The organism is Neobacillus bataviensis LMG 21833 (assembly GCF_000307875.1).
Classification (GTDB): Bacteria; Bacillota; Bacilli; order Bacillales; family Cytobacillaceae; genus Neobacillus; species Neobacillus bataviensis.
The window spans coordinates 69,368-89,666 of record NZ_AJLS01000118.1 but is presented as its reverse complement, the minus strand read 5'-3'; the positions used below and the strand labels follow the sequence as shown (position 1 = coordinate 89,666).

16 protein-coding genes are annotated in these 20,299 nt (G+C 42.6%); 1 reads left to right on the top strand and 15 read right to left on the bottom strand.

The features are described from left to right. Positions 1-85: 85 nt before the first annotated feature. From priA to BABA_RS16250, 7 genes are all read right to left on the bottom strand, one after another. Complete coding sequence (gene priA, locus BABA_RS16280) at positions 86-2,497, bottom strand: primosomal protein N' (RefSeq protein WP_007086309.1); 2,412 nt, start codon at positions 2,495-2,497, stop codon at positions 86-88. Continuing rightward, the gene (gene coaBC, locus BABA_RS16275) at positions 2,484-3,707 is read right to left on the bottom strand and encodes a bifunctional phosphopantothenoylcysteine decarboxylase/phosphopantothenate--cysteine ligase CoaBC (RefSeq protein WP_007086308.1); all 1,224 of its coding nucleotides are present in this window, start codon (positions 3,705-3,707) and stop codon (positions 2,484-2,486) included. The genes priA and coaBC overlap by 14 nt, the downstream gene beginning before the upstream one ends. A 199-nt stretch (positions 3,708-3,906) precedes the next feature. Further along, positions 3,907-4,122, bottom strand: a complete 216-nt coding sequence (rpoZ, locus tag BABA_RS16270) for a DNA-directed RNA polymerase subunit omega (RefSeq protein WP_007086307.1) — start codon at positions 4,120-4,122, stop codon at positions 3,907-3,909. Position 4,123: 1 nt separating this feature from the next. Beyond that, positions 4,124-4,738, bottom strand: coding sequence for a guanylate kinase (gmk, locus tag BABA_RS16265; protein ID WP_007086306.1), 615 nt, complete (start codon positions 4,736-4,738; stop codon positions 4,124-4,126). Between the two features lie 10 nt (positions 4,739-4,748). Next, a complete protein-coding gene (gene remA, locus BABA_RS16260; RefSeq protein WP_007086305.1) occupies positions 4,749-5,012 on the bottom strand; it encodes an extracellular matrix/biofilm regulator RemA in 264 nt (87 codons plus the stop codon). A gap of 61 nt (positions 5,013-5,073) precedes the next feature. Next, positions 5,074-5,949: a YicC/YloC family endoribonuclease gene (locus BABA_RS16255; protein WP_040346652.1), complete on the bottom strand. Its 876-nt coding sequence runs from the start codon at positions 5,947-5,949 to the stop codon at positions 5,074-5,076. A gap of 96 nt (positions 5,950-6,045) precedes the next feature. After that, positions 6,046-8,724 (bottom strand): calcium-translocating P-type ATPase, SERCA-type, encoded by a 2,679-nt coding sequence (locus BABA_RS16250; RefSeq protein ID WP_007086303.1) that lies wholly within the window; start codon positions 8,722-8,724, stop codon positions 6,046-6,048. A 163-nt stretch (positions 8,725-8,887) separates the two neighbouring features. On the opposite strand from BABA_RS16250, the gene BABA_RS16245 reads away from it, so the two are divergent. After that, on the top strand, positions 8,888-10,600 hold the full coding sequence (locus BABA_RS16245; protein ID WP_007086302.1) for an Rqc2 family fibronectin-binding protein: 1,713 nt from the start codon (positions 8,888-8,890) through the stop codon (positions 10,598-10,600). 41 nt (positions 10,601-10,641) lie between these two features. On the opposite strand, the gene pyrE is transcribed toward BABA_RS16245, so the two are convergent. The 8 genes from pyrE to BABA_RS16205 are packed head-to-tail and all read right to left on the bottom strand — an operon-like array spanning position 10,642 to position 20,157. Beyond that, a complete protein-coding gene (pyrE, locus tag BABA_RS16240) occupies positions 10,642-11,289 on the bottom strand; it encodes an orotate phosphoribosyltransferase (protein ID WP_007086301.1) in 648 nt (215 codons plus the stop codon). Then, positions 11,286-12,002 carry an orotidine-5'-phosphate decarboxylase gene (pyrF, locus tag BABA_RS16235; RefSeq protein WP_007086300.1) on the bottom strand — a complete coding sequence of 239 codons (717 nt, stop codon included), beginning with the start codon at positions 12,000-12,002 and terminating at the stop codon, positions 11,286-11,288. The genes pyrE and pyrF overlap by 4 nt, the downstream gene beginning before the upstream one ends. Then, positions 11,974-12,915 (bottom strand): dihydroorotate dehydrogenase, encoded by a 942-nt coding sequence (locus BABA_RS16230; RefSeq protein ID WP_007086299.1) that lies wholly within the window; start codon positions 12,913-12,915, stop codon positions 11,974-11,976. The genes pyrF and BABA_RS16230 overlap by 29 nt, the downstream gene beginning before the upstream one ends. Further along, positions 12,912-13,682 carry a dihydroorotate dehydrogenase electron transfer subunit gene (locus BABA_RS16225; protein ID WP_275450345.1) on the bottom strand — a complete coding sequence of 257 codons (771 nt, stop codon included), beginning with the start codon at positions 13,680-13,682 and terminating at the stop codon, positions 12,912-12,914. The genes BABA_RS16230 and BABA_RS16225 overlap by 4 nt, the downstream gene beginning before the upstream one ends. Next, entirely contained in the window at positions 13,682-16,888 is a 3,207-nt protein-coding gene (gene carB, locus BABA_RS16220) for a carbamoyl-phosphate synthase large subunit (RefSeq protein ID WP_007086297.1), read from the bottom strand. Before carB ends, BABA_RS16225 begins: the two co-directional genes overlap by 1 nt. Beyond that, entirely contained in the window at positions 16,867-17,973 is a 1,107-nt protein-coding gene (locus tag BABA_RS16215) for a carbamoyl phosphate synthase small subunit (RefSeq protein ID WP_007086296.1), read from the bottom strand. The genes carB and BABA_RS16215 overlap by 22 nt, the downstream gene beginning before the upstream one ends. Continuing rightward, positions 17,970-19,256, bottom strand: a complete 1,287-nt coding sequence (locus BABA_RS16210) for a dihydroorotase (protein ID WP_007086295.1) — start codon at positions 19,254-19,256, stop codon at positions 17,970-17,972. The genes BABA_RS16215 and BABA_RS16210 overlap by 4 nt, the downstream gene beginning before the upstream one ends. After that, positions 19,216-20,157, bottom strand: coding sequence for an aspartate carbamoyltransferase catalytic subunit (locus BABA_RS16205; RefSeq protein ID WP_040346664.1), 942 nt, complete (start codon positions 20,155-20,157; stop codon positions 19,216-19,218). Before BABA_RS16205 ends, BABA_RS16210 begins: the two co-directional genes overlap by 41 nt. Between the last annotated feature and the right edge of the window lie 142 nt (positions 20,158-20,299).

The window sequence follows — 20,299 nt, the reverse complement described above, 5'->3', positions numbered from 1 at the left end:
GTGTTTCCTTTATCTCAGTTGGAGCGCTCCAGGCCATACGCCGCTGACCAGGGGGCTTCCGCTTTTCTTATTATTTTCACCCAGATTACATTAAGATAAACGGATTTACATCAATTGAAACCTGTAAACCGCTTTTTGTATCTTTTTGGTATTGATCAAGGATGGTTTTTAGTATTTTTATCAAGTTCGGTTCCCGTTTGTATTTTATCAGACATTGGTAGCGATATCTATTATTTATCCTAGGGATGGGTGATGCCGCAGGTCCTAATACAACAGTTCCCGATGAAACATGCGAGCGAATGTGTTTCACCACTTTCTCCATTTCCGACACAACCGTTATGAGCTGTTCATGACTAACCGTTATGAGAGAAAGATAATAGAAAGGCGGATATTGACGCGTTTTTCGAATCAGCATTTCCTGCTGATAAAAAAGATCATAATCCTGCTTGCCCGCAAGCACCACGCTGTAGTGTTCCGGCGTATAGGTTTGAATGATGACTTCCCCGGGGAGTTGGTGCCTTCCTGCCCGCCCGCTCACTTGTGTCAAGAGCTGGAAGGTTTTTTCAGATGCTCGGAAATCAGGCAAATGCAACATCGTATCAGCTGAAAGCACACCCACTAAGGTGATGTTCGGAAAATCCAGCCCTTTTGCAATCATTTGCGTTCCTAATAAAATATCTGCTTTTCCATCCTTAAAATCAGTTAATAGCCTCTCGTGTGAACCCTTTTTCCCTGTAGTGTCGACATCCATGCGAATCACACGTGCCTCTGGAAGGATCTTCCCTAGTTCTTCTTCCACCTTTTGAGTTCCGGTACCAAAATAGCGGATGTATTCACTATTACATTCAGGACAATGCTTCGGTACGTAACTTTCATACCCGCAATAATGGCATTTCATATGCTCATTTACACGGTGGTAAGTCAGCGATATGTCGCAGTTCGGGCAATTCATTACGTATCCGCAGTCCCTGCACATGACAAACGAAGAATGACCGCGTTTATTTAAAAATAAAACAGATTGCTGCTTTTTCTCGATTCGATCCTTCAACATTTCAAACAGCTTTCGGGAAAACATGGAGCGATTGCCTTCACGTAGTTCCTCGCGCATGTCAATTATTTCCACGGACGGAAGACTCTGGTTGTTCATCCGGTTAGGAAGGGATAATAAATGGTACACCTTTTTTTGTGCTCTGGCAAAGGATTCAAGCGACGGGGTAGCACTTCCGAGCACGACCGGACAATTATAGTTTAAAGCTCTTTCAATCGCCACATCTCTGGCATGATAGCGAGGCATTTCTTCTTGCTTGTAGCTAGTTTCATGTTCTTCATCAATAATCATGATCCCGATATTTTCAAATGGCGCAAAAATTGCCGACCTTGCTCCAACTGCTACTTTAACTTCCTTACGTTGAATTTTGCGCCACTCATCATATTTTTCCCCTGCTGACAAGCCACTGTGCAATACTGCCACCAAGTCCCCAAATCTCCCTTTAAAACGGTTGACCATCTGCGGGGTGAGCGAAATTTCCGGTACTAGGACGATGGCTTCCTGTCCTTTTTCAATAACCTCTTGGATAGATTGTAAGTAAATCTCGGTTTTACCGCTGCCTGTGACCCCATAAAGTAAAAACACCTCGTGTTGATTCCGTTCAATTGCATCAAGAATTGGCGCGATGGCAGTTTGCTGGGCATCCGTTAATGGTAATGGTTTCGTTCGTTCAAAGGTCCGATGTGCGAAGGGATTGCGATAGACCTCCATTTCGAATTCCGTCAATAGCTTTTTTTCAACAAGGGCCTTTACAGTTGATGTTGATGTTTTTACTTCAGAAACCAGCTTCCTTAATTCAATCTCATGGTAATTTTCAATAAAAAACCGTAATATTTGCCTTTGCTTTTCTGCGTTTGCCGGGATTCGGTCAATTTCCTTGCTTAATTCAGCAAGTGTCATGGATGGTTTAACATATTTTTGCTGTTTTTTCTTAACCCGTTCCTTTACAAGATAAATGACTTCAAGTTGCCCTTTTGCTGCTTCTTTTTGTAACAAGGGAACTATTCCATTCTTCAACGCAGCTTCCCAGTCGAGCATATCTTCGTGTTCGAAAAAAGGCTGCAGTTGCAAAGGAAGTTCTGTAACGGCGGTGTCAGCAGCAAGCTTGACCTTTTTTTCGTATTTTGCCTTTAATGCCGCCGGCAGCATCACTTGATAGGCAAATATTTTAAAGCAAAGTGTATGATCCGTAAGCCAATCGCCAAGCTCCAATAATTCTTTGTTTAAAACAGGCTCTAAATCCATCGGCTCCAGTATTTCTCTTAACTTCTTAATTTCTGATTCTGCTTTTAATCCAATGACAAAACCTTGGATATTTCTTGGTCCAAATGGAACGATGACCCTCATTCCCGGTTGAATGACTCCCCCCCATTGCTCCGGAATAATATAATCGAACACCCGATCCGTTTGTTTCGTCGGTACATCAACAATCACACTAGCTATTTCCATTTCCACCCATATCCTTCAAAAGTGAAGTAATTTCTTCGATAATTCTTTTCGCAACATCGATTTTTGACATAATCGGCAACTCTGTCACCGTTCCAGAACGCTTAAAAAGAGTGACTATATTTGTATCGGTTCCAAAACCTGCACCTGCTGATTTCACATTATTAGCAACAATGATATCAGCATTTTTCTTTGTTAATTTTTTTCTAGCGTATTCTTCCAGATTTTCTGTTTCTGCGGCAAACCCTACAAGTACCTGACCCTTTTTTCTTTGCCCCAGCTCGAACAAAATATCCTTTGTTCTCACAAGTTCAATTGTTGCGTCACCTGCCTGCTTTTTCACCTTATGATCATAGCTGATTTTTGGGCGGTAGTCAGCGACAGCTGCGGTTTTTATGACTACATCTGCTTTGTCATACCATTCCATGACCACATTAAACATTTCCTCGGCACTTTCAACCTTTACAAGTTCCACACCACCAGGTGCAGCTATTTGAACAGGGCCTGTAACTAAGACCACATGGGCACCTTGTTTTTTCGCCTCTTCTGCAAGAGCATATCCCATTTTTCCGGTTGAATGATTGGAAATAAATCTAACGGGATCAATTTTTTCCCGAGTAGGCCCAGCGGTAACGACCACTGTCTTCCCTGTTAACTGTTTTCGTTCATCATTAACAAAAAATGCTCGGATTAACTCTACTATTTTTTCTGGCTCCTCTAATCGTCCTTTGCCCACATAGCCGCAGGCCAGATACCCTTCGCTAGGTTCGATGAATTGATATCCATACCCAGCCAAAATAGCGAGGTTATTTTTCACAGCAGGATGATCGTACATATGTACATTCATTGCAGGGGCAATCCACACAGGTGCAGTTGCAGCAAGGAGTGTTGTCGTAATCATATTATCGGCAATTCCGCCTGCGAGCTTAGCAATTGTATTGGCAGTTGCCGGGGCAACAAGAATTAAATCTGCCCAATCGGCCAAATCAATATGGGCAATCACTTGCGGATTTTTTTCATCAAAAGTATCAGTAAATACTTCATGGCGGGATAATGCCTGAAAGGTTAATGGGGAAACAAATTTTTCTGCGGATTCACTCAAAATCACCTTAACTTGTGCTCCAGCTTGAACAAGTTTACTTGTTAAAGCTGCTGCTTTATAGACAGCAATTCCACCTGTAACGCATAATAAAATCTTTTTATCAAATATCATTGCCTAAATCCCTCACTTCTTGTCCACATGATCTTTCTTCTTATTATGCTAGAAAGCAGTCAATTTTTCATCTCTTTCCTACCTAAAATCGACAATAATCGGTGGATTACGTATAAGCAAATAAAAAAGGCTGACATGTCGGAGTTTTCCTTTTGTCAGTCCTTCTTTCATTTTGTACATTTAATACAATTCATCATGTTTAGTCAGCATTAAGATCTGCTTTAGAAATTCGATAGGTAAGCTCGCCGCTATAAATTTCCTCCAACGCCTTCCCAACGTATTTATAGGAAACGTATTTCGGCAATCTCTCGTCTTTTATTTGCGACATCACGCGAGCGCGCTTCGCTGCAACAGAGACAAGCGAGTATTTAGAATCAATTTTTTCAAGCAATGAGTCGATAGATGGATATAACATATTATTCAACCTCCAGCAATTTTTTATAGCGATATTCCACACGTTCCCTGCGGCAATGCTCAGCTGTCACAATGGACCTTACACGTTCACAGGCGAGCTCAACCTGATCATTTTCAACGACGTAATCATATAGCTCCATCATTTCAATTTCTTCACGGGCAGATAGCATCCGATTATGGATAATATCTTCCGTTTCCGTTCCTCGTGTGACAATTCTATTTTTTAATTCTGTCAAACTTGGCGGCATCAAGAAAATAAATAACCCTTCAGGGAATTTCTCGCGTACTTGACGGGCACCCTTCACTTCAATTTCTAAAAAAACATCTTTTCCGGCATCTAGCGTTTCACGGACATAATCAACAGGGGTCCCATAATAATTGCCGACAAACTCAGCATACTCTAAGAGTTTTCCCTGCCCGATTAAATATTCAAATTCTTCTCTTGTTTTGAAAAAATAGTCTACCCCATCCACTTCCCCTGCGCGGGGTGAGCGGGTTGTCATTGAAATCGAGTATTCAAAAGCCGTATCAGGGTGAGAAAATATTTCTTTTCGAACCGTTCCTTTTCCAACACCGGATGGCCCTGAGAGTACTATCAGCAATCCTTTTTCCTGCATTCAATTTATCCTACCCTTCATAAATAGTTTCATCACGATCCGTTAGGCGATGTGCCACCGTTTCAGGCTGTACAGCTGATAGAATAACATGATCGCTATCCATGACAATTACCGCGCGTGTCCGTCTTCCGTATGTAGCATCTATTAACGACCCCCGATCACGGGCATCTTGGATGATTCTTTTTATTGGAGCAGATTCTGGGCTGACAATGGAAATTATACGATTGGCAGAAACGATATTTCCAAATCCAATATTAATTAATTTAATCGACATGGTTATTCATCCAATCATCAGTAATATATTTTGACCGTGTTATACAGTTTCTAAACAAGCCCTATTCGATATTCTGAACCTGTTCCTTTAGCTTTTCAAGTAAACTTTTTATCTCGACTACCTTTTTGGCTATTTTGGAGTCATTTGCTTTTGATCCAATTGTATTTGCTTCCCTATTCATTTCCTGAACGATAAAATCGAGCTTTCTGCCAATAGGCTCCTGATCTTGTAAAGTTTGGAGGAATTGTTGAATATGACTTTTCAGCCGGGTAATTTCTTCATTAATATCCGCTTTATCAGCAAAAATAGCTATTTCTGTTAAAATACGTGTTTCATCCAATTGCCCATTGACAAACTCATTCATCCTTTTCGTTAAGCGCTCTTTAAATGATTGCACGACGAGCGGAGCATATTTTTGAAGATCAAATATATTTGCTTCCAATTGGGAAGTAATCGCAAGCAAATCCTTTTTTATTTCCTCCCCTTCAGCCGTCCGCATTTGTTTTAGTAAAATCACTGCTTCTTCAACGGCGGAAAGAACTAAAGATTCAATTTCTTCATTGCCCTCTTCTCTTTCCTCAATATGTAAAAGGTCTGTCCGATTAAGCAAATCCTTTAGGGTAATCGTTTCTTCTATCCCATATTTATTTCGTGCCTGTTCGATAAACTGATAGTATTCCTCAATCAGCTTCCAATCAACGTGAACTTTACGGGTAACGACACCTTCACCTTCAACACTCACATAAACCTCTACCCGCCCGCGGCGAATATACTCGTTTAGTTTCTTTTTTATTTTATCTTCTATTTTTAACAATTGTCTTGGCATGCGAATATTCATTTCAGAAAAGCGGTGATTGACTGTTTTAACTTCTACGTTCACACTGAAGGAGCCTGAAACAGCCTTACCTCTGCCAAAGCCTGTCATACTTATAACCATCACGTGCACATCCAATCTTTGAAAGATGATCGGCTTTCTATGTACTTAAAAAAGGTAATAGAATGGATTCTATTACCTTTTGGATTATAACACACTTTATTTTGTTTTTCTTAACAAAAATGATCCGGCTAGTAAAAAAGTTGGAATCGAGGATAGGCCAATAATTAACAGCCAATCTTTCCCTGTAATTGGCAGCGTATGGAAAATAGGCTGTAATGGCGGATAATAGATTACCGCTAACATTAACGCCAGCGAAGAGATTACCGCCCACACAAGATATTTATTCCCAAATGGGTTTCGCGACAGTACCGATTTTTCACTCCGGCAATCAAACACATGGATCAGCTGTGCCATGACAAGTGTCGCGAAGGCAACAGTTTGCGCATATGGCAATTGCGATTGGTCGTTATGGTACACAATGATGAAGGCTAATAATGTCACAATACCGATTAGGAATCCGCGAGATACTACCTTCCAGCCTAATCCGCGTGAAAAAACGCCTTCACTTGGGCTGCGCGGCCCCCGCTTCATCACATTTTCTTCGGGGCGATCGAGGCCAAGTGCCATTGCCGGCAACCCGTCCGTCACCAAATTAACCCATAGGATTTGGATTGGTACGAGCGGAAGCGGTAGAGCTAGCAGCATCGCAAATAACATCACCAATATTTCACCCACATTAGAAGCCAGCAAATAGCGGACGAATTTACGGATATTTTCATAGATGTTCCTGCCTTCTTTTATAGCCGCCTTTATTGTCGCAAAATTATCGTCTAACAACACTAGTGCCGATGCTTCTTTAGCGACATCTGTTCCGGTTATCCCCATTGCCACACCGATATCTGCTGCTTTGATAGCCGGGGCATCATTTACCCCATCACCTGTCATCGCCACAATATGACCTCTATTTTGCAATGCCCTAACTATTTTTAACTTATGTTCAGGTGAAACCCTTGCGAAGACGGAAACATCATCGACAACCTCTTCAAGTTCCTCCACTGACATGCCTGATAATGCTTTGCCATCCAGCACCTTGCTTTTTCTCGTTAAAATTCCAAGCTGGGAAGCGATTGCTTTCGCTGTAATGATGTGATCACCGGTAATCATGACTGTTTTAATCCCGGCTTCCTTACATTCTTTTACAGCCGCCTTTACTTCAGGTCTTGGCGGATCAATCATACCTTGGACACCAATAAAGGTTAATTTTTTTTCTGCCTCCTGCTCACTAAGGATGACCGTGTTCGCCGGGATTGGCTTAAAGGCTATTGCAATCGTACGCAGCGCCTGTGAAGCAAGACTGTTTATTGACTCTTGAACTTTTTCATGTGTTTCTTTATTTAAAAATTGTGTTCGCTCATCCCAAAGGATTGATTCACAAATACCTAAAACGACGTCAGGGGCCCCTTTTGTTACGATAAAATGCCGGCCCTGCTTGTCTTTAACATGGATACTCATCATTTTTCTGGCAGAATCAAAGGGAAATTCATTAATAACCGTAAACTCGTCTAATAATTTCTGGCGATTAAAACCCGCCTTCATCGCACTAACCAGCAGTGCACCTTCCGTTGGGTCGCCATCAAGGATGTAATCTTCATCCTTTAAAATCAATTCAGAATGATTACATAACATCCCAAATATCAACATTTGCTGCAATGACTTTTCATCTTTTGGAAGTACCGGACATTCATTCCGGTAAAAATTCCCCTTCGGCTGGTAGCCAACCCCATCGACTGTCCATGTATGACCACCGCTCCACAGGTGCGTTACGGTCATTTTGTTTTGTGTCATCGTCCCTGTTTTATCAGAACATATAACCGAGGCACAGCCAAGTGTTTCCACTGCCGGAAGCTTTCTAACAATCGCATTTTGCCTAATCATTTTCTGAACACCAAGGGATAAGGCCACAGTCACAATCGCAGGGAGTCCTTCAGGTATGGCAGCAACAGCAAGAGAAACACCGGCTAAGAACATCTCATATAATTCGTGTCCCCGTAAAATACCAACAACTACTACTAAGACGGTCAGCAACAAGGCAACAGTAATTAGTATTTTTCCCAACTGCTCTAAACGCCTCTGCAATGGTGTTTCTTGGGATTCGGCATTTTGGAGTAAATCGGCAATTTGTCCCATTGCCGTTTTCATCCCGGTGGCAATAACAACACCCAGCCCGCTGCCCCTCGTAATCATCGTCCCCATGAAGGCGATATTTTCCATATCACCAATTCCAGGGTTAGGATTAGTTAAACTATCAATATGTTTAGATACCGGAACAGATTCACCCGTTAAAGCAGATTCTTCGATTTCTAAACTTTTCGATTCAATAATCCGAACATCAGCACCAATGCGATCACCACTGGTAAACTTTAAAATATCCCCAATAACAATGTCCTTCGAAGGGATTTTAAGCCATTTACCATCCCGAAGTACCGAAACCTGCGGTGCCGATAATTCCTTCAATGCCTGCAGTGATTTCTCTGCTCTCCTTTCCTGGTAAAAACCAAGACAGCCGTTAATAATGACAATCGCGATAATCGCAATCGCATCAATATATTCGCCGAGCAACCCGGATATTAGCGTTGCGGCAAGGAGCACTAAGACCATGAAATCTTTAAATTGACTAAAAAATAAGAGTAAAGCGGATTGCTTTTCTCCCTCTTTTAATTCATTTAGTCCATGCTGTTTGATTCGTTCCTTTACTTCTTCCTGTGATAATCCAGAAGAAAAGTCGGTTTCTAAGGCCTTTTCTACTTGATCTATCTTCATTTCATGGAATTTCATCCGACCATCTCACTTCCCCCTTTAATAGACTTACCCTATGGAAAGCTTATTCAGGGTCGTCCAAAAAAATGCTATCGGAAAGTGTCTTGAAGGGGAAATTAAGACAGATTTTAAAATTGTAGGATATAATGAATGTATATGTTTGAAGAAAAGGATGTTTTCGATGTCATTTGATGGTTTATTTACAAAGGCAATGGTCGATGAGCTTGTCCGTTCCTTAAAGGGCGGCCGGATTAACAAAGTTCATCAGCCATATAAAAATGAAGTAATTCTTACAATCCGGGCAAACGGAGTGAATCAAAAGCTGCTGTTATCAGCCCACCCAAGTTATGCGCGAGTGCAGCTCACAAACGAATCCTATGATAATCCAAGTGAACCGCCAATGTTTTGTATGCTGCTTCGGAAGCATATTGAGGGTCATATATTGGAGGATTTATATCAGGTTGAAAATGATCGGATGATTATTTTTGAAATTAAGGGTCGGAATGAAATTGGTGATATCAGTAATAAGCAATTAATTATTGAGATTATGGGTCGACACAGCAATATCGTAATAGTTGATAAAACGCGAAATGTCATTCTTGATAGTATTAAGCATGTCTCTTTTGCCGTGAATAGTCACAGGGCGATTTTGCCTGGGCAGCCATACATCTTTCCTCCAGCTCAAAACAAGATCAATCCCTATGAGGCTGTTGAAGAGGATGTAGTAAAAACGGTAGATTTTATTGGCGGGAAGCTCGACCGCCAACTCGTAGAGCATTTTGCCGGAACCTCGCCGCTCTTTGCGAAGGAGGTTATTTTTCAAAGCGGTCTAGCTAATCGCACCACTGTACCGGGGACGTTTATCCGTTTGATAAAAAAAATTGCTGACGGAGATATCTCACCTTCCATTATCTCTGCTAATGGGAAAGACTCATTTTACCTGTTTCCACTAGAGCATTTACAAGGGGAGATTAAAACTTTCCCTACCCTTAGTGAATTGCTTGATCGTTTTTATTTCGGCAAGGCAGAACGAGACCGAGTCAAGCAGCAAGGAAATGATATAGAACGGTTCATTAGTAATGAAAAAGATAAAAACGAGAAAAAAATCAGGAAGCTTGAGGATACATTGAAAGAAGCCGAACGGGCAGAGCAATTTCAGCGTTATGGGGAACTGTTAACTGCCAATCTTTATTCGGCCAAAAAAGGGATGAAGGAAATCGAAGTGCTCGATTATTATGATGAATTAGGTGGAACCATTGTGATTCCGCTTGATCCACGGAAAACTCCTTCGGAAAATGCCCAAAAATATTTTTCTAAATACCAAAAAGCAAAGAATGCGGTAGCTGTGGTGGTGGAGCAAATTGAAAAAGCTCACTTAGAAGTTGTTTATTTTGATAATTTACTTCAGCAGGTCCTTGCTGCGTCACCAAAGGATATTCAGGAGATCCGCGAAGAGCTAATTGATGGCGGGTATATCCGCGAACGGAAGAAACGAAGCGGTAAAAAGACGCAGAATATCAAGCCTGTATTGGATCATTTTATAGCTTCAGATGGCACGGATATCATCGTCGGGAAAAATAATAAACAAAATGATTATTTGACCAATAAGCTGGCAGCTAGGGATGAAATTTGGCTGCATACGAAGGATATTCCAGGCTCACATGTAGTGATTCGCAGTAAAGAACCTTCTGATGAAACAATCAAAGAGGCAGCGGTTTTGGCTGCTTATTACAGTAAGGCACGAAATTCCAGTTCGGTACCTGTAGATTTTACAAAGGTTCGTTATGTTAAGAAACCAAGTGGCGCCAAGCCGGGATTTGTCATTTATGACAACCAGCAGACGGTTTATATAACGCCTGATGAAGAAATAGTCTTGAAATTGAAGAAGAAATAAAAAAATAGGATGTCCAGTAAGATTCGGACATCCTATTTTTGTTATTTAAGAGCAGCATCTTCGAACTGTTTACTCCATTGTGAAGGGTCTTCGCTCCATGAAAGCAAGCTTTCCTGGTCTTCAACACTCACATACTCTTTTGATATGGCTACTTCAATTAATGTTGCAAAATCTGTTAATGAAAAACTTTTTATTTCTTCCTCTTTAAGTAACTGTCTTCCCTTTTCAAGCCCATATGTAAAAATAGACACAACTCCAAGCACTTCACAGCCTGCTTCTTTTAGGGCTTGAACCGCAGTAATTACACTGCCTCCGGTTGAAATGAGATCTTCTACCACAACAACCTTTTGCCCTGTTAACACTTTGCCTTCGATTTGATTTCCTTTTCCGTGTCCCTTCGCTTTCGAGCGAACGTAACACATCGGTAAATCTAATAGCTCGCTTACCCAGGCCGCATGCGGAATCCCCGCGGTTGCCGTTCCTGCAATTACTTCCACTTCAGAAAACTTTTCAAGGATGAGTTTTTGCAAACCTCCGGCAATTTCTCTTCTTACAGCAGGAAACGACAAGGTTAAGCGATTATCACAATAAATTGGGGATCTAAGTCCTGATGTCCAAGTAAATGGATCCTGCGGTCTTAACGCCACCGCATTAATTTCTAATAATTTTTCAGCTATTTCCTGTTTCATAATAATACTCCTCTCCATGCGTCCATCCATTGTTCATAGCTTTTCACCGGATCCACTGACCGTGTAATTGAACGTCCGACAACAATTGCACTTACACCTGCATCTCTTGCAAATTGCGGTGTAGCTACTCGTTTTTGGTCACCAACATAATCAGACTCCATCCGGATACCCGGACAAATGGTGAAAAAAGAATCTCCCTTTTGTGTATGAATCGATGCGGATTCCCATGCAGAGCATACTACCCCATCTAATCCCGCATTTTTCGCTAAGGAAGCATAATGGAGGACAGATTCATTTAACGTAACGGGAATAAGCTGCTCATTGTTCATTTGTATTTGGGAGGTACTGGTTAACTGCGTTACAGCGATGCAATTGGGACGTTTTCTTCCTCCTGCCGTCCCAGCATCTAGTCCCTCTAATGCCGCCTGCATCATATCGCTTCCACCGGCTGCATGAACATTGACAAGGTCGCATTCTAGTCGTGCCAGCCCCTTCATGGCACTTTTCACGGTATTGGGAATATCGTGAAGCTTTAAATCAAGAAAAATCCGATGCCCCTTTTCTTTTAATAAGTGAACAATTCCAGGACCTTCCTGATAAAAAAGCTCCATTCCCACTTTAACAAAAAGTTTCCTGTCTTCAAACGGCTTCAAGAATCGTTCAATTTCACTTTTAGCAGCAAAATCAAGCGCGATGATAAGCGAGTTGTTCATTCATCTTCCAGCTCCTTCCACTAAGTTCACTAATGTGTTCAAACCCTAATTTTTCTAAAAGGACAGGAAGTTCCTCAATGATGGTCGGGCAAACAAACGGATCAACGAAATTCATTGTTCCAACCGCAACGGCACTCGCCCCGGCATAAAAATACTCAATAACATCCTCCGCCGATTGTACACCACCCATCCCAATAATTGGCAGCGAGACAGCCTGACTAACTTCATATATCATCCGAATGGCTATTGGCTTAATTGCGGGGCCTGACAGCCCGCCTGTTCTGTTTGCTAAAATCGGTCTTCCCGTCTTTAAATCTAGTCTCATGCCAACAAGGGTATTAATCATCGTGAGCCCATCGGCCCCGCCCTCTTCAACAGCACGTGCCATGTCGACAATATTGGTGACATTCGGGGAGAGCTTTACATAAACCGGCACCTCGGAAACCTCTTTTACCTTCCGTATCAATCGCTTGGCGACTTCAGGTATTGTTCCAAACGCGATCCCCCCTGTTTTAACGTTCGGGCAGGATATATTTAATTCTAACGCTTGGACATTTGTTGCCTTCGAGATTTCACGTGCAACGGTGACATAGTCTTCTTCATTGGAACCGGCAACATTTGCAATGATCGGAACATCATATTGTGAGAGCCACGGCAATTCCTCTGATAGAACTTTTTCTAGTCCGGGATTTTGCAGGCCGATGGCATTGAGCATGCCGCCATCTGTTTCGGCGACCCTTGGAGTGGGGTTGCCAAATCTTGGTTCAACGGTTGTTGCTTTAATCATGATTGCTCCAAGTTTGCTTAAATCATAAAACTGGCTGTATTCACGACCAAAACCGAAGCAGCCTGATGCCGGCATAATCGGATTTTTCAGATTTAACCCTGGCAAATTGATATTTAAACGGTTCATAATACAACCTCCCCGGCACGGAATACTGGTCCATCACTGCAAACCTTTTTATAGGAAACGCCTGTAGGGTCATTTGCTTTTTTACACACACAGGCAAAGCATGCCCCAATGCCGCAGCCCATTCTTTCTTCTAATGATAAAAACATCCTTTTTTCTGAATATTGTTGTTCTAGCGCCTTTAACATCAGGGTTGGACCGCAGGCGTAGACACAATCAAACTGTAAATTCTTGATTACATCTGTTACAAACCCTTTTGTCCCGTACGTTCCGTCAACTGTTGTCACATGTGTTTCGCCATTTTTTAAAAATTCCTTTTCATAAAACACGGCTGATTCCGTCTGAAAACCGAGAACGTGGATGATCTTGACCCCTTTGGCAACTAACTGTTCAGAAAGTCTATAAAGCGGTGGCACACCAATCCCTCCACCGACTAGGAGCGCTGTTTCTCCGCCACTTACTTCTTCAACAGGGAACCCATTTCCCAATGGGCCAAGGATATCAAGCTCCATCCCCGGCTCCATTGTGGCAAGCAGAGATGTTCCCTTGCCTTCCTTCCGATAAATCATAGTTAGCTCTTCTTTCTCGTGATGAAACGATGAAATGCTGATGGGTCTCCTGAGCAGTGGATCCAGGGCATTAGCAATCCGAATATGAACAAATTGCCCTGGAGCTTTGATTTGGTTTACCAATGATGCTTTAACTACTAATTCATAAATATCAGCGGCTATTTCCCTTTGACTGATGATTCGGCAAAGTTCTTTTTGAATCATACCAGGACTGCCTCCTTATTTTGCACCCCCATTGCATCTGCGGAAAAACTCATTGACTCGATTACCTTGAGAATCGCATCAGCTGTATCTAAGGAAGTTAAACATGGAACCCCATTTTCAACTGCTTCCCGGCGGATTCTAAAACCATCTCTCTCCGGCTGTTTTCCTTTAGTGAGCGTATTGATAATGAATTGAACCTCTCCATGTTGAATGACATCTATTAGCGTCTGCCCTTCCGAACCGATCTTGCCTACAACCTTCACCTTTAATCCAGCAGACTCAAGCACGGATGCCGTTCCGCTTGTTGCCATTAAGCGGTATCCATTGGCAGCAAATCTCTCGGCGAGCTTTAATGCTTCATTTTTATCCTTGTCAGCAACGGTAAACAACACCGTACCGAATCTTTGAATATTCATACCTGAGGCGATTAAACCTTTATAAAGTGCCTTTTCCAATGTGGTATCCCTGCCCATTACTTCCCCTGTTGATTTCATCTCAGGCCCCAAAGTAATATCGACACTTTTCAACTTGGCAAACGAGAATACGGGAACCTTGACGTAAACGCCGCTTTTTTCAGGAACCAGCCCTGGCTGATACCCTTGTTTAGTGATTGATAATCCGAGTAATGCCTTTGTAGCAATCTTCGCCATTGGCACATGGGTGATTTTACTCAAAAACGGCACCGTTCGGCTAGAGCGCGGATTGACTTCAAGGACGTAAATTTGATTACCAGATAAGACATACTGGATATTTAACAACCCGATAATATTTAAGCCTTTAGCTAATTTCTCCGTATATTCAACAAGTGTTTCCTTTACTTCCTCTAACAATGACTGTGGCGGGTAAACCGCGATTGAATCCCCTGAGTGGACACCGGCTCTTTCTATATGCTCCATAATCCCCGGGATCAGTACTTGTTCACCATCACAGATGGCATCGACTTCGATTTCCTTACCTGTTAAATAACGGTCAATTAAGACGGGATGTTCAGGATTGATTTTAACTGCATGCTCCATATAATGGAGTAATTCTTCCTTCTCGTAAACAATCTCCATTGCCCGCCCGCCAAGAACGTAGGAGGGACGAATCAGGACCGGATAACCGATTTCTTCAGCTATCATTACTGCTTCTTCCACTGAAAGGGCCGTTTTACCAAGTGGCTGCGGAATATTGAGCTGTTCTAGTGCTTGTTCAAATTTATCCCTATTTTCCGCTCGGTCTAAATCCTCTAGACTCGTTCCTAATATTTTTACGCCACGTGCAACCATTTCAGCTGCCAGATTGATCGCTGTTTGGCCGCCAAATTGAACCACTACACCAATTGGCTTTTCTAATTCAATAATAGCCATAACGTCCTCAATCGTCAGCGGCTCAAAATAGAGCTTATCAGAAATACTGAAATCAGTTGAGACGGTTTCCGGATTATTGTTTATAATAATTGCCTCGTAGCCGGCTTCTTTAATCGCTTTTACCGAATGGACAGTGGCGTAATCAAACTCGATTCCCTGGCCGATTCGAATTGGACCTGATCCTAAAACAATGACACTGTTCCGTTCAGTCACTATCGATTCATTTTCCTCTTCGTAAGTACCATAGTAGTAGGGTGTTTCACTTTCGAATTCCGCAGCGCATGTATCCACCATTTTGTAGACAGGGCCGATGCCTAATTCCCTGCGCCAATCGTAAATTTCAGCTTCTGCTAGGTTCCATAGCTCGGCAAGCTTTTTATCAGAAAAGCCTTTTTGTTTTGCTTCTTTTAACAGTTCACTGTCAAACGGGCGGGCAGCAAGCTTCCTTTCAAGTGCAATTATTCCCTCCATTTTCTTTAAGAAGAATAGATCAATTTTGCTCCAGTGGTGAATGGTTTCAATCGATGTCCCACGCTTTAAGCTTTCCGCAATATAAAAGAGCCGTTCATCCCCTGCTTTTTGAATTCTTTTTTCCAGCAACTCGTCGTCAATATCAGCCGCCCCATTTAATTCAAAATGATGTACTCCTGCTTCAAGCGAACGGATTGCTTTTAGCAGCGACTCTTCAAAGGTACGGCCTATCGCCATGACTTCGCCTGTTGCTTTCATCTGAGTTCCAAGTGAGCGATTTCCCGATTCAAATTTATCAAATGGCCAGCGCGGGATTTTGGTGACGATGTAATCTAGTGCCGGTTCAAAACAGGCATATGTTTTTCCTGTGACCGGATTAAGCATTTCATCGAGTGTTAAGCCGACAGCGATTTTGGCAGCCAGTTTGGCAATTGGATACCCCGTCGCTTTCGATGCAAGTGCTGAAGACCGGCTTACCCGAGGATTTACTTCGATAATATAGTAGTTAAAACTATCTGGGTCTAAGGCCAGCTGAACATTACAGCCTCCCTCAATTCCTAGTGCACGAATGATTTTAAGCGAAACATTTCTAAGCAGCTGGTATTCCCTGTCGCTTAAGGTTTGACTAGGGGCGACGACGATGGAATCACCTGTATGAACACCGACAGGGTCGATGTTTTCCATGTTACAAACCACAATCGCGTTATCTGCTGCATCACGCATTACCTCATATTCAATTTCCTTGTAGCCTGCGATGCTTTTTTCAAGTAAGCATTGGTGAACTGGACTGCTTTTTAAGCCACTAGTTATAATTTCCGCTAATTCTTCGTCATTGTGGCAGATTCCGCCGCCAGTTCCGCCTAGTGTAAAGGCAGGGCGGACAATGACCGGGAAGCCAATTTTTTCAACAAAGGCTTTCGCTTCCGCTAATTGATGGATAATTTCACTATCTGGGACGGGTTCATCTAGCTCATTCATTAAGCTGCGAAATAATTCTCGGTCTTCTGCCTGATTAATAGCCGCAAGCCTAGTGCCTAAAATTTCAACTTCACATTCTTCCAAAACTCCCGATTTTGCAAGCTCCACAGCAAGGTTCAAACCGGTTTGGCCGCCAAGCGTCGCAACTAATGCATCCGGATGTTCTTTACGAATAATCCGGCTGACAAACTCCACTGTTAAGGGTTCGATATATACAGCATCAGCAATCTCAGTGTCTGTCATAATCGTTGCCGGATTCGAGTTTACTAGGATGACACGATAGCCTTCCTCCTTTAGCGCTATACAGGCCTGGGTTCCGGCATAATCAAATTCTGCGGCCTGACCGATGACAATTGGTCCCGATCCGATGACTAATATGGAGTTTATATCTGTACGTTTTGGCATGTTGCTGTTCCCTCCTGTTTTTCAGCTTCAATCATGGCAAGAAATTGTTCAAATAAGCCGTTTGCATCCTCTGGTCCCGGTGATGCCTCCGGATGGTATTGAACCGTAAAGGCAGGATAATCTAAGTGCATTAAGCCTTCAATTGTTCCATCGTTCAATGCTGTATGTGTAACTGCTAATCTTGTTTGATGTAAAGATTCAGTTTCTACTGTGTAGCCATGGTTTTGCGACGAAATGGCAATTTTACCTGTAGCCAATTCCTTCACAGGATGGTTTGAACCACGATGTCCGAATTTCATTTTCACTGTATTTGCGCCGCATGCTAAGGCCAATAATTGGTGACCAAGGCAAATGCCAAATATCGGAGTTTTACCTAACACCTGTTTAATCATATGGATAGCTTCAGGGACATCCTTCGGATCTCCAGGTCCATTTGAAAGCATAATTCCATCAGGCCGCAATTGCAGGATTTCATCTGCCGTTGTATGGTAAGGAACGACAACGACATCACAGCCGCGCATATTTAATTCTCGTAAAATACCATGCTTCATGCCAAAATCAACCAGAACAATTCGTTTGCCGCGTCCCGGACTTGGATAGGGGTTTTTTGTTGAAACTGTTCTGACTTGGTCAATTGGGAGTTTTGTTTGCCTTAATCTACTGACAACCTCATATGGATCCCTGTCAATACTGCAAATCGCAGCTTTAAGTGTCCCATACTGACGGATAATCCTCGTTAATTTTCTTGTATCAATCCCGGCAATTCCAGGGATTTTTTTCATCTTAAAATATTCATCAAGTGTGAATTCACTGCGCCAATTGGATGGGTAATCAGTTACCTCTTTAACAATAAATCCCTTCACTGCAGGATGAATGGATTCAAAATCATCGCGGTTGATGCCGTAATTTCCGATTAATGGATAAGTAAGCATGACAATTTGCCCGCAATACGAGGGATCCGATAGAATTTCTTGGTAACCCGTCATCCCTGTATTAAAAACAACCTCACCAATTGTATCCATATGGCTGCCAAAACCCTCACCAATAAATACCGTTCCATCTTCTAATATTAGTTGAGCTTTCATGCTGTAACACATCCCTTTTCCCATACTATTTTTCCGTTTACGATTGTCATCTCCGGCCAGCCTTTGCATTGCCAGCCCGTGAATGGGGTATTTTTTCCCTTGGAGAGGAAACCGGTGGGATCAATTTCTCTTTCTTCATTCAGATTCAAAAGGACGAGGTCTGCAGGTGTTCCCACTTCCATCTTTCCATATGGAAGGGAGAAGCTTTCGGCTGGCTTCTTTGTTAAAAAGCTGATTAATTGCTCTAAAGAAATTATTCCTTTTAAAACAAGATGTGTATAAAGCAGCGGGAATGCTGTCTCTAAGCCGACAATTCCGAACGGTGCTAATTCCATGCCTTCACTTTTTTCTTCAAGTGTATGGGGGGCATGATCGGTAGCGATGAAATCGATAGTTCCGTCAAGCAGTCCTTCGATTAAGGCTTCACGATCAGCTGCATCCCTTAGCGGTGGATTCATCTTAAAATTTGCATCAAGGCCTGGGATATCATCCTGTGTTAATAAGAGGTGATGCGGAGTCACTTCAGCAGTAACTTTGATTCCTGCACGCTTAGCATCCCTGATGACCCGCACAGATTCTTTTGTACTGACATGACAAACATGATAATGACAACTTACTGCCTCGGCCAGCAGCACGTCTCGGGCTATTTGGACTGATTCACAAACCGAAGGGATTCCGTTTAAATTGTTTCGTCTGGCAAATGAGCCGTCGTGTACACAACCCTTATTAATAAGGCTGTTCTCCTCACAATGGGCAACAACAGCCATATTGAGAACTGCCGCTTTCCGCATCGCATCAAGCATCATACTAGCCGATTGTATCCCTACCCCATCATCGGTAAAAGCAAACGCACCGGCACCTTTTAGTGCCTCAAAGTCCGTTAATTCCTGACCTAGCTGCCTTGTCGTAATGGATGCGTATGGCAAAACTCGCACATGGGCCGTCTCTTGGATCCGCTTTTGCAAGTCCTCCATGTGGTTTTTGGTGTCAGGCACCGGTCTGGTGTTTGGCATGGTGGCAACAGTGGTAAATCCGCCTTTTGCTGCGGCCATTGTCCCGGTTGCGATGGTTTCTTTTTTCTCACCGCCTGGTTCTCGGAGGTGGACATGTAAGTCGATAAATCCCGGGGAAACCACCATTCCCGATGCGTCAATAAGGCGATCAACGTCTGCATGTATTTCATTCCCGATCTTCGTAATCATGCCATTTTCTATTAAAATATCTTTCTGTTTATATTGGTTGTTAAATGCTATGTAATTTGCGTTCTTGATTAGCAATTTCATATTGGTTCCCTCCTATTAAACTTTCGATTGACCGTTTTAAAGCTGCCATTCTGATATAAACACCGTTTTCCATTTGCCTGAAGATTCTTGAACGTTTGCATTCTACTAAAGTATCTGCAATTTCCACATTACGGTTTACCGGAGCGGGATGCATAATAATGCTGTTTGGCTTCATTTGCTTTTCTCGTTCTAACGTGAGTCCGAATTGACGATGATATTCGGAGGCTGTAAAGCTTCCCTTCTTTTGATGCCGCTCATGCTGGACTCGAAGCAGCATAACAACGTCTGCGTCACGGATAGCTTCGTCTATTGGCCTAAATCTTGCTGAATTTAAACTATGGTTGTCAAACCATTCCTCTGGTCCGGAAAATATAACTTCTGCACCAAGTCTTGTTAAGGTATCGGCATTGGAGCGGGCTACGCGGCTGTGACTTATATCCCCGATGATCGCTACCTTCAAGCCCTGAAAACGCCCGAACTCTTGCTTAATGGTTAACAGGTCTAGCAGCGACTGTGTTGGATGATGACCGCAGCCATCGCCGCCGTTAAGGATTGGGATATCAATTCTTCCAACCAGTTCATCAAAATAACGATCCTGCCCGTGTCGAATGACGATAGCGTTGACACCAATTGCTTCCAAAGTTTTGACGGTATCGTAGAGTGTTTCTCCTTTTTGAACACTCGAGCTTTCCACTTCAAATGGAATGACCCCTAAGCCTAATCTTCTTTCAGCTACTTCGAAACTGCATTTTGTTCTCGTGCTTGCTTCAAAAAATAGGTTTGCCGCAAACATTTGCTGCTCCGGTCTCCAGACCATCCCTTTAGAAAATCTTTCAGCATCCTCAAGTATTTGATAAACTTCCTCTACTTTTAATTCATTTGTGGTTAGTAAATGATGTATCATCCTTTTCCCGCCTTCCTCATTTAGAATAAAAAATGCACCCTGAAAATTTCCTTCAGGGTGCATTGAATCTAGCCTAAACCATCCCAATCAGTCTGGTTCAAGCCTGACACCCTTATAAGCCTCTCAGGACTTAGTTAAA

Bases quoted from the DNA above. Each gene is read 5' to 3' on its own strand.
- pyrE (WP_007086301.1), bottom strand. From the start codon at position 11,289: ATGAAACAGGAAATAGCTGAAAAATTATTAGAAATTAATGCGGTGGCG.
- remA (WP_007086305.1), bottom strand. From the start codon at position 5,012: ATGTCGATTAAATTAATTAATATTGGATTTGGAAATATCGTTTCTGCC.
- pyrF (WP_007086300.1), bottom strand. From the start codon at position 12,002: ATGAACAACTCGCTTATCATCGCGCTTGATTTTGCTGCTAAAAGTGAA.
- BABA_RS16215 (WP_007086296.1), bottom strand. From the start codon at position 17,973: ATGAAAGCTCAACTAATATTAGAAGATGGAACGGTATTTATTGGTGAG.
- BABA_RS16210 (WP_007086295.1), bottom strand. From the start codon at position 19,256: ATGAAATTGCTAATCAAGAACGCAAATTACATAGCATTTAACAACCAA.
- coaBC (WP_007086308.1), bottom strand. From the start codon at position 3,707: ATGATATTTGATAAAAAGATTTTATTATGCGTTACAGGTGGAATTGCT.
- gmk (WP_007086306.1), bottom strand. From the start codon at position 4,738: ATGCAGGAAAAAGGATTGCTGATAGTACTCTCAGGGCCATCCGGTGTT.
- BABA_RS16250 (WP_007086303.1), bottom strand. From the start codon at position 8,724: ATGAAATTCCATGAAATGAAGATAGATCAAGTAGAAAAGGCCTTAGAA.
- BABA_RS16245 (WP_007086302.1), top strand. From the start codon at position 8,888: ATGTCATTTGATGGTTTATTTACAAAGGCAATGGTCGATGAGCTTGTC.
- carB (WP_007086297.1), bottom strand. From the start codon at position 16,888: ATGCCAAAACGTACAGATATAAACTCCATATTAGTCATCGGATCGGGA.
- BABA_RS16230 (WP_007086299.1), bottom strand. From the start codon at position 12,915: ATGAACCGTTTAAATATCAATTTGCCAGGGTTAAATCTGAAAAATCCG.
- rpoZ (WP_007086307.1), bottom strand. From the start codon at position 4,122: ATGTTATATCCATCTATCGACTCATTGCTTGAAAAAATTGATTCTAAA.
- BABA_RS16255 (WP_040346652.1), bottom strand. From the start codon at position 5,949: ATGGTTATAAGTATGACAGGCTTTGGCAGAGGTAAGGCTGTTTCAGGC.
- priA (WP_007086309.1), bottom strand. From the start codon at position 2,497: ATGGAAATAGCTAGTGTGATTGTTGATGTACCGACGAAACAAACGGAT.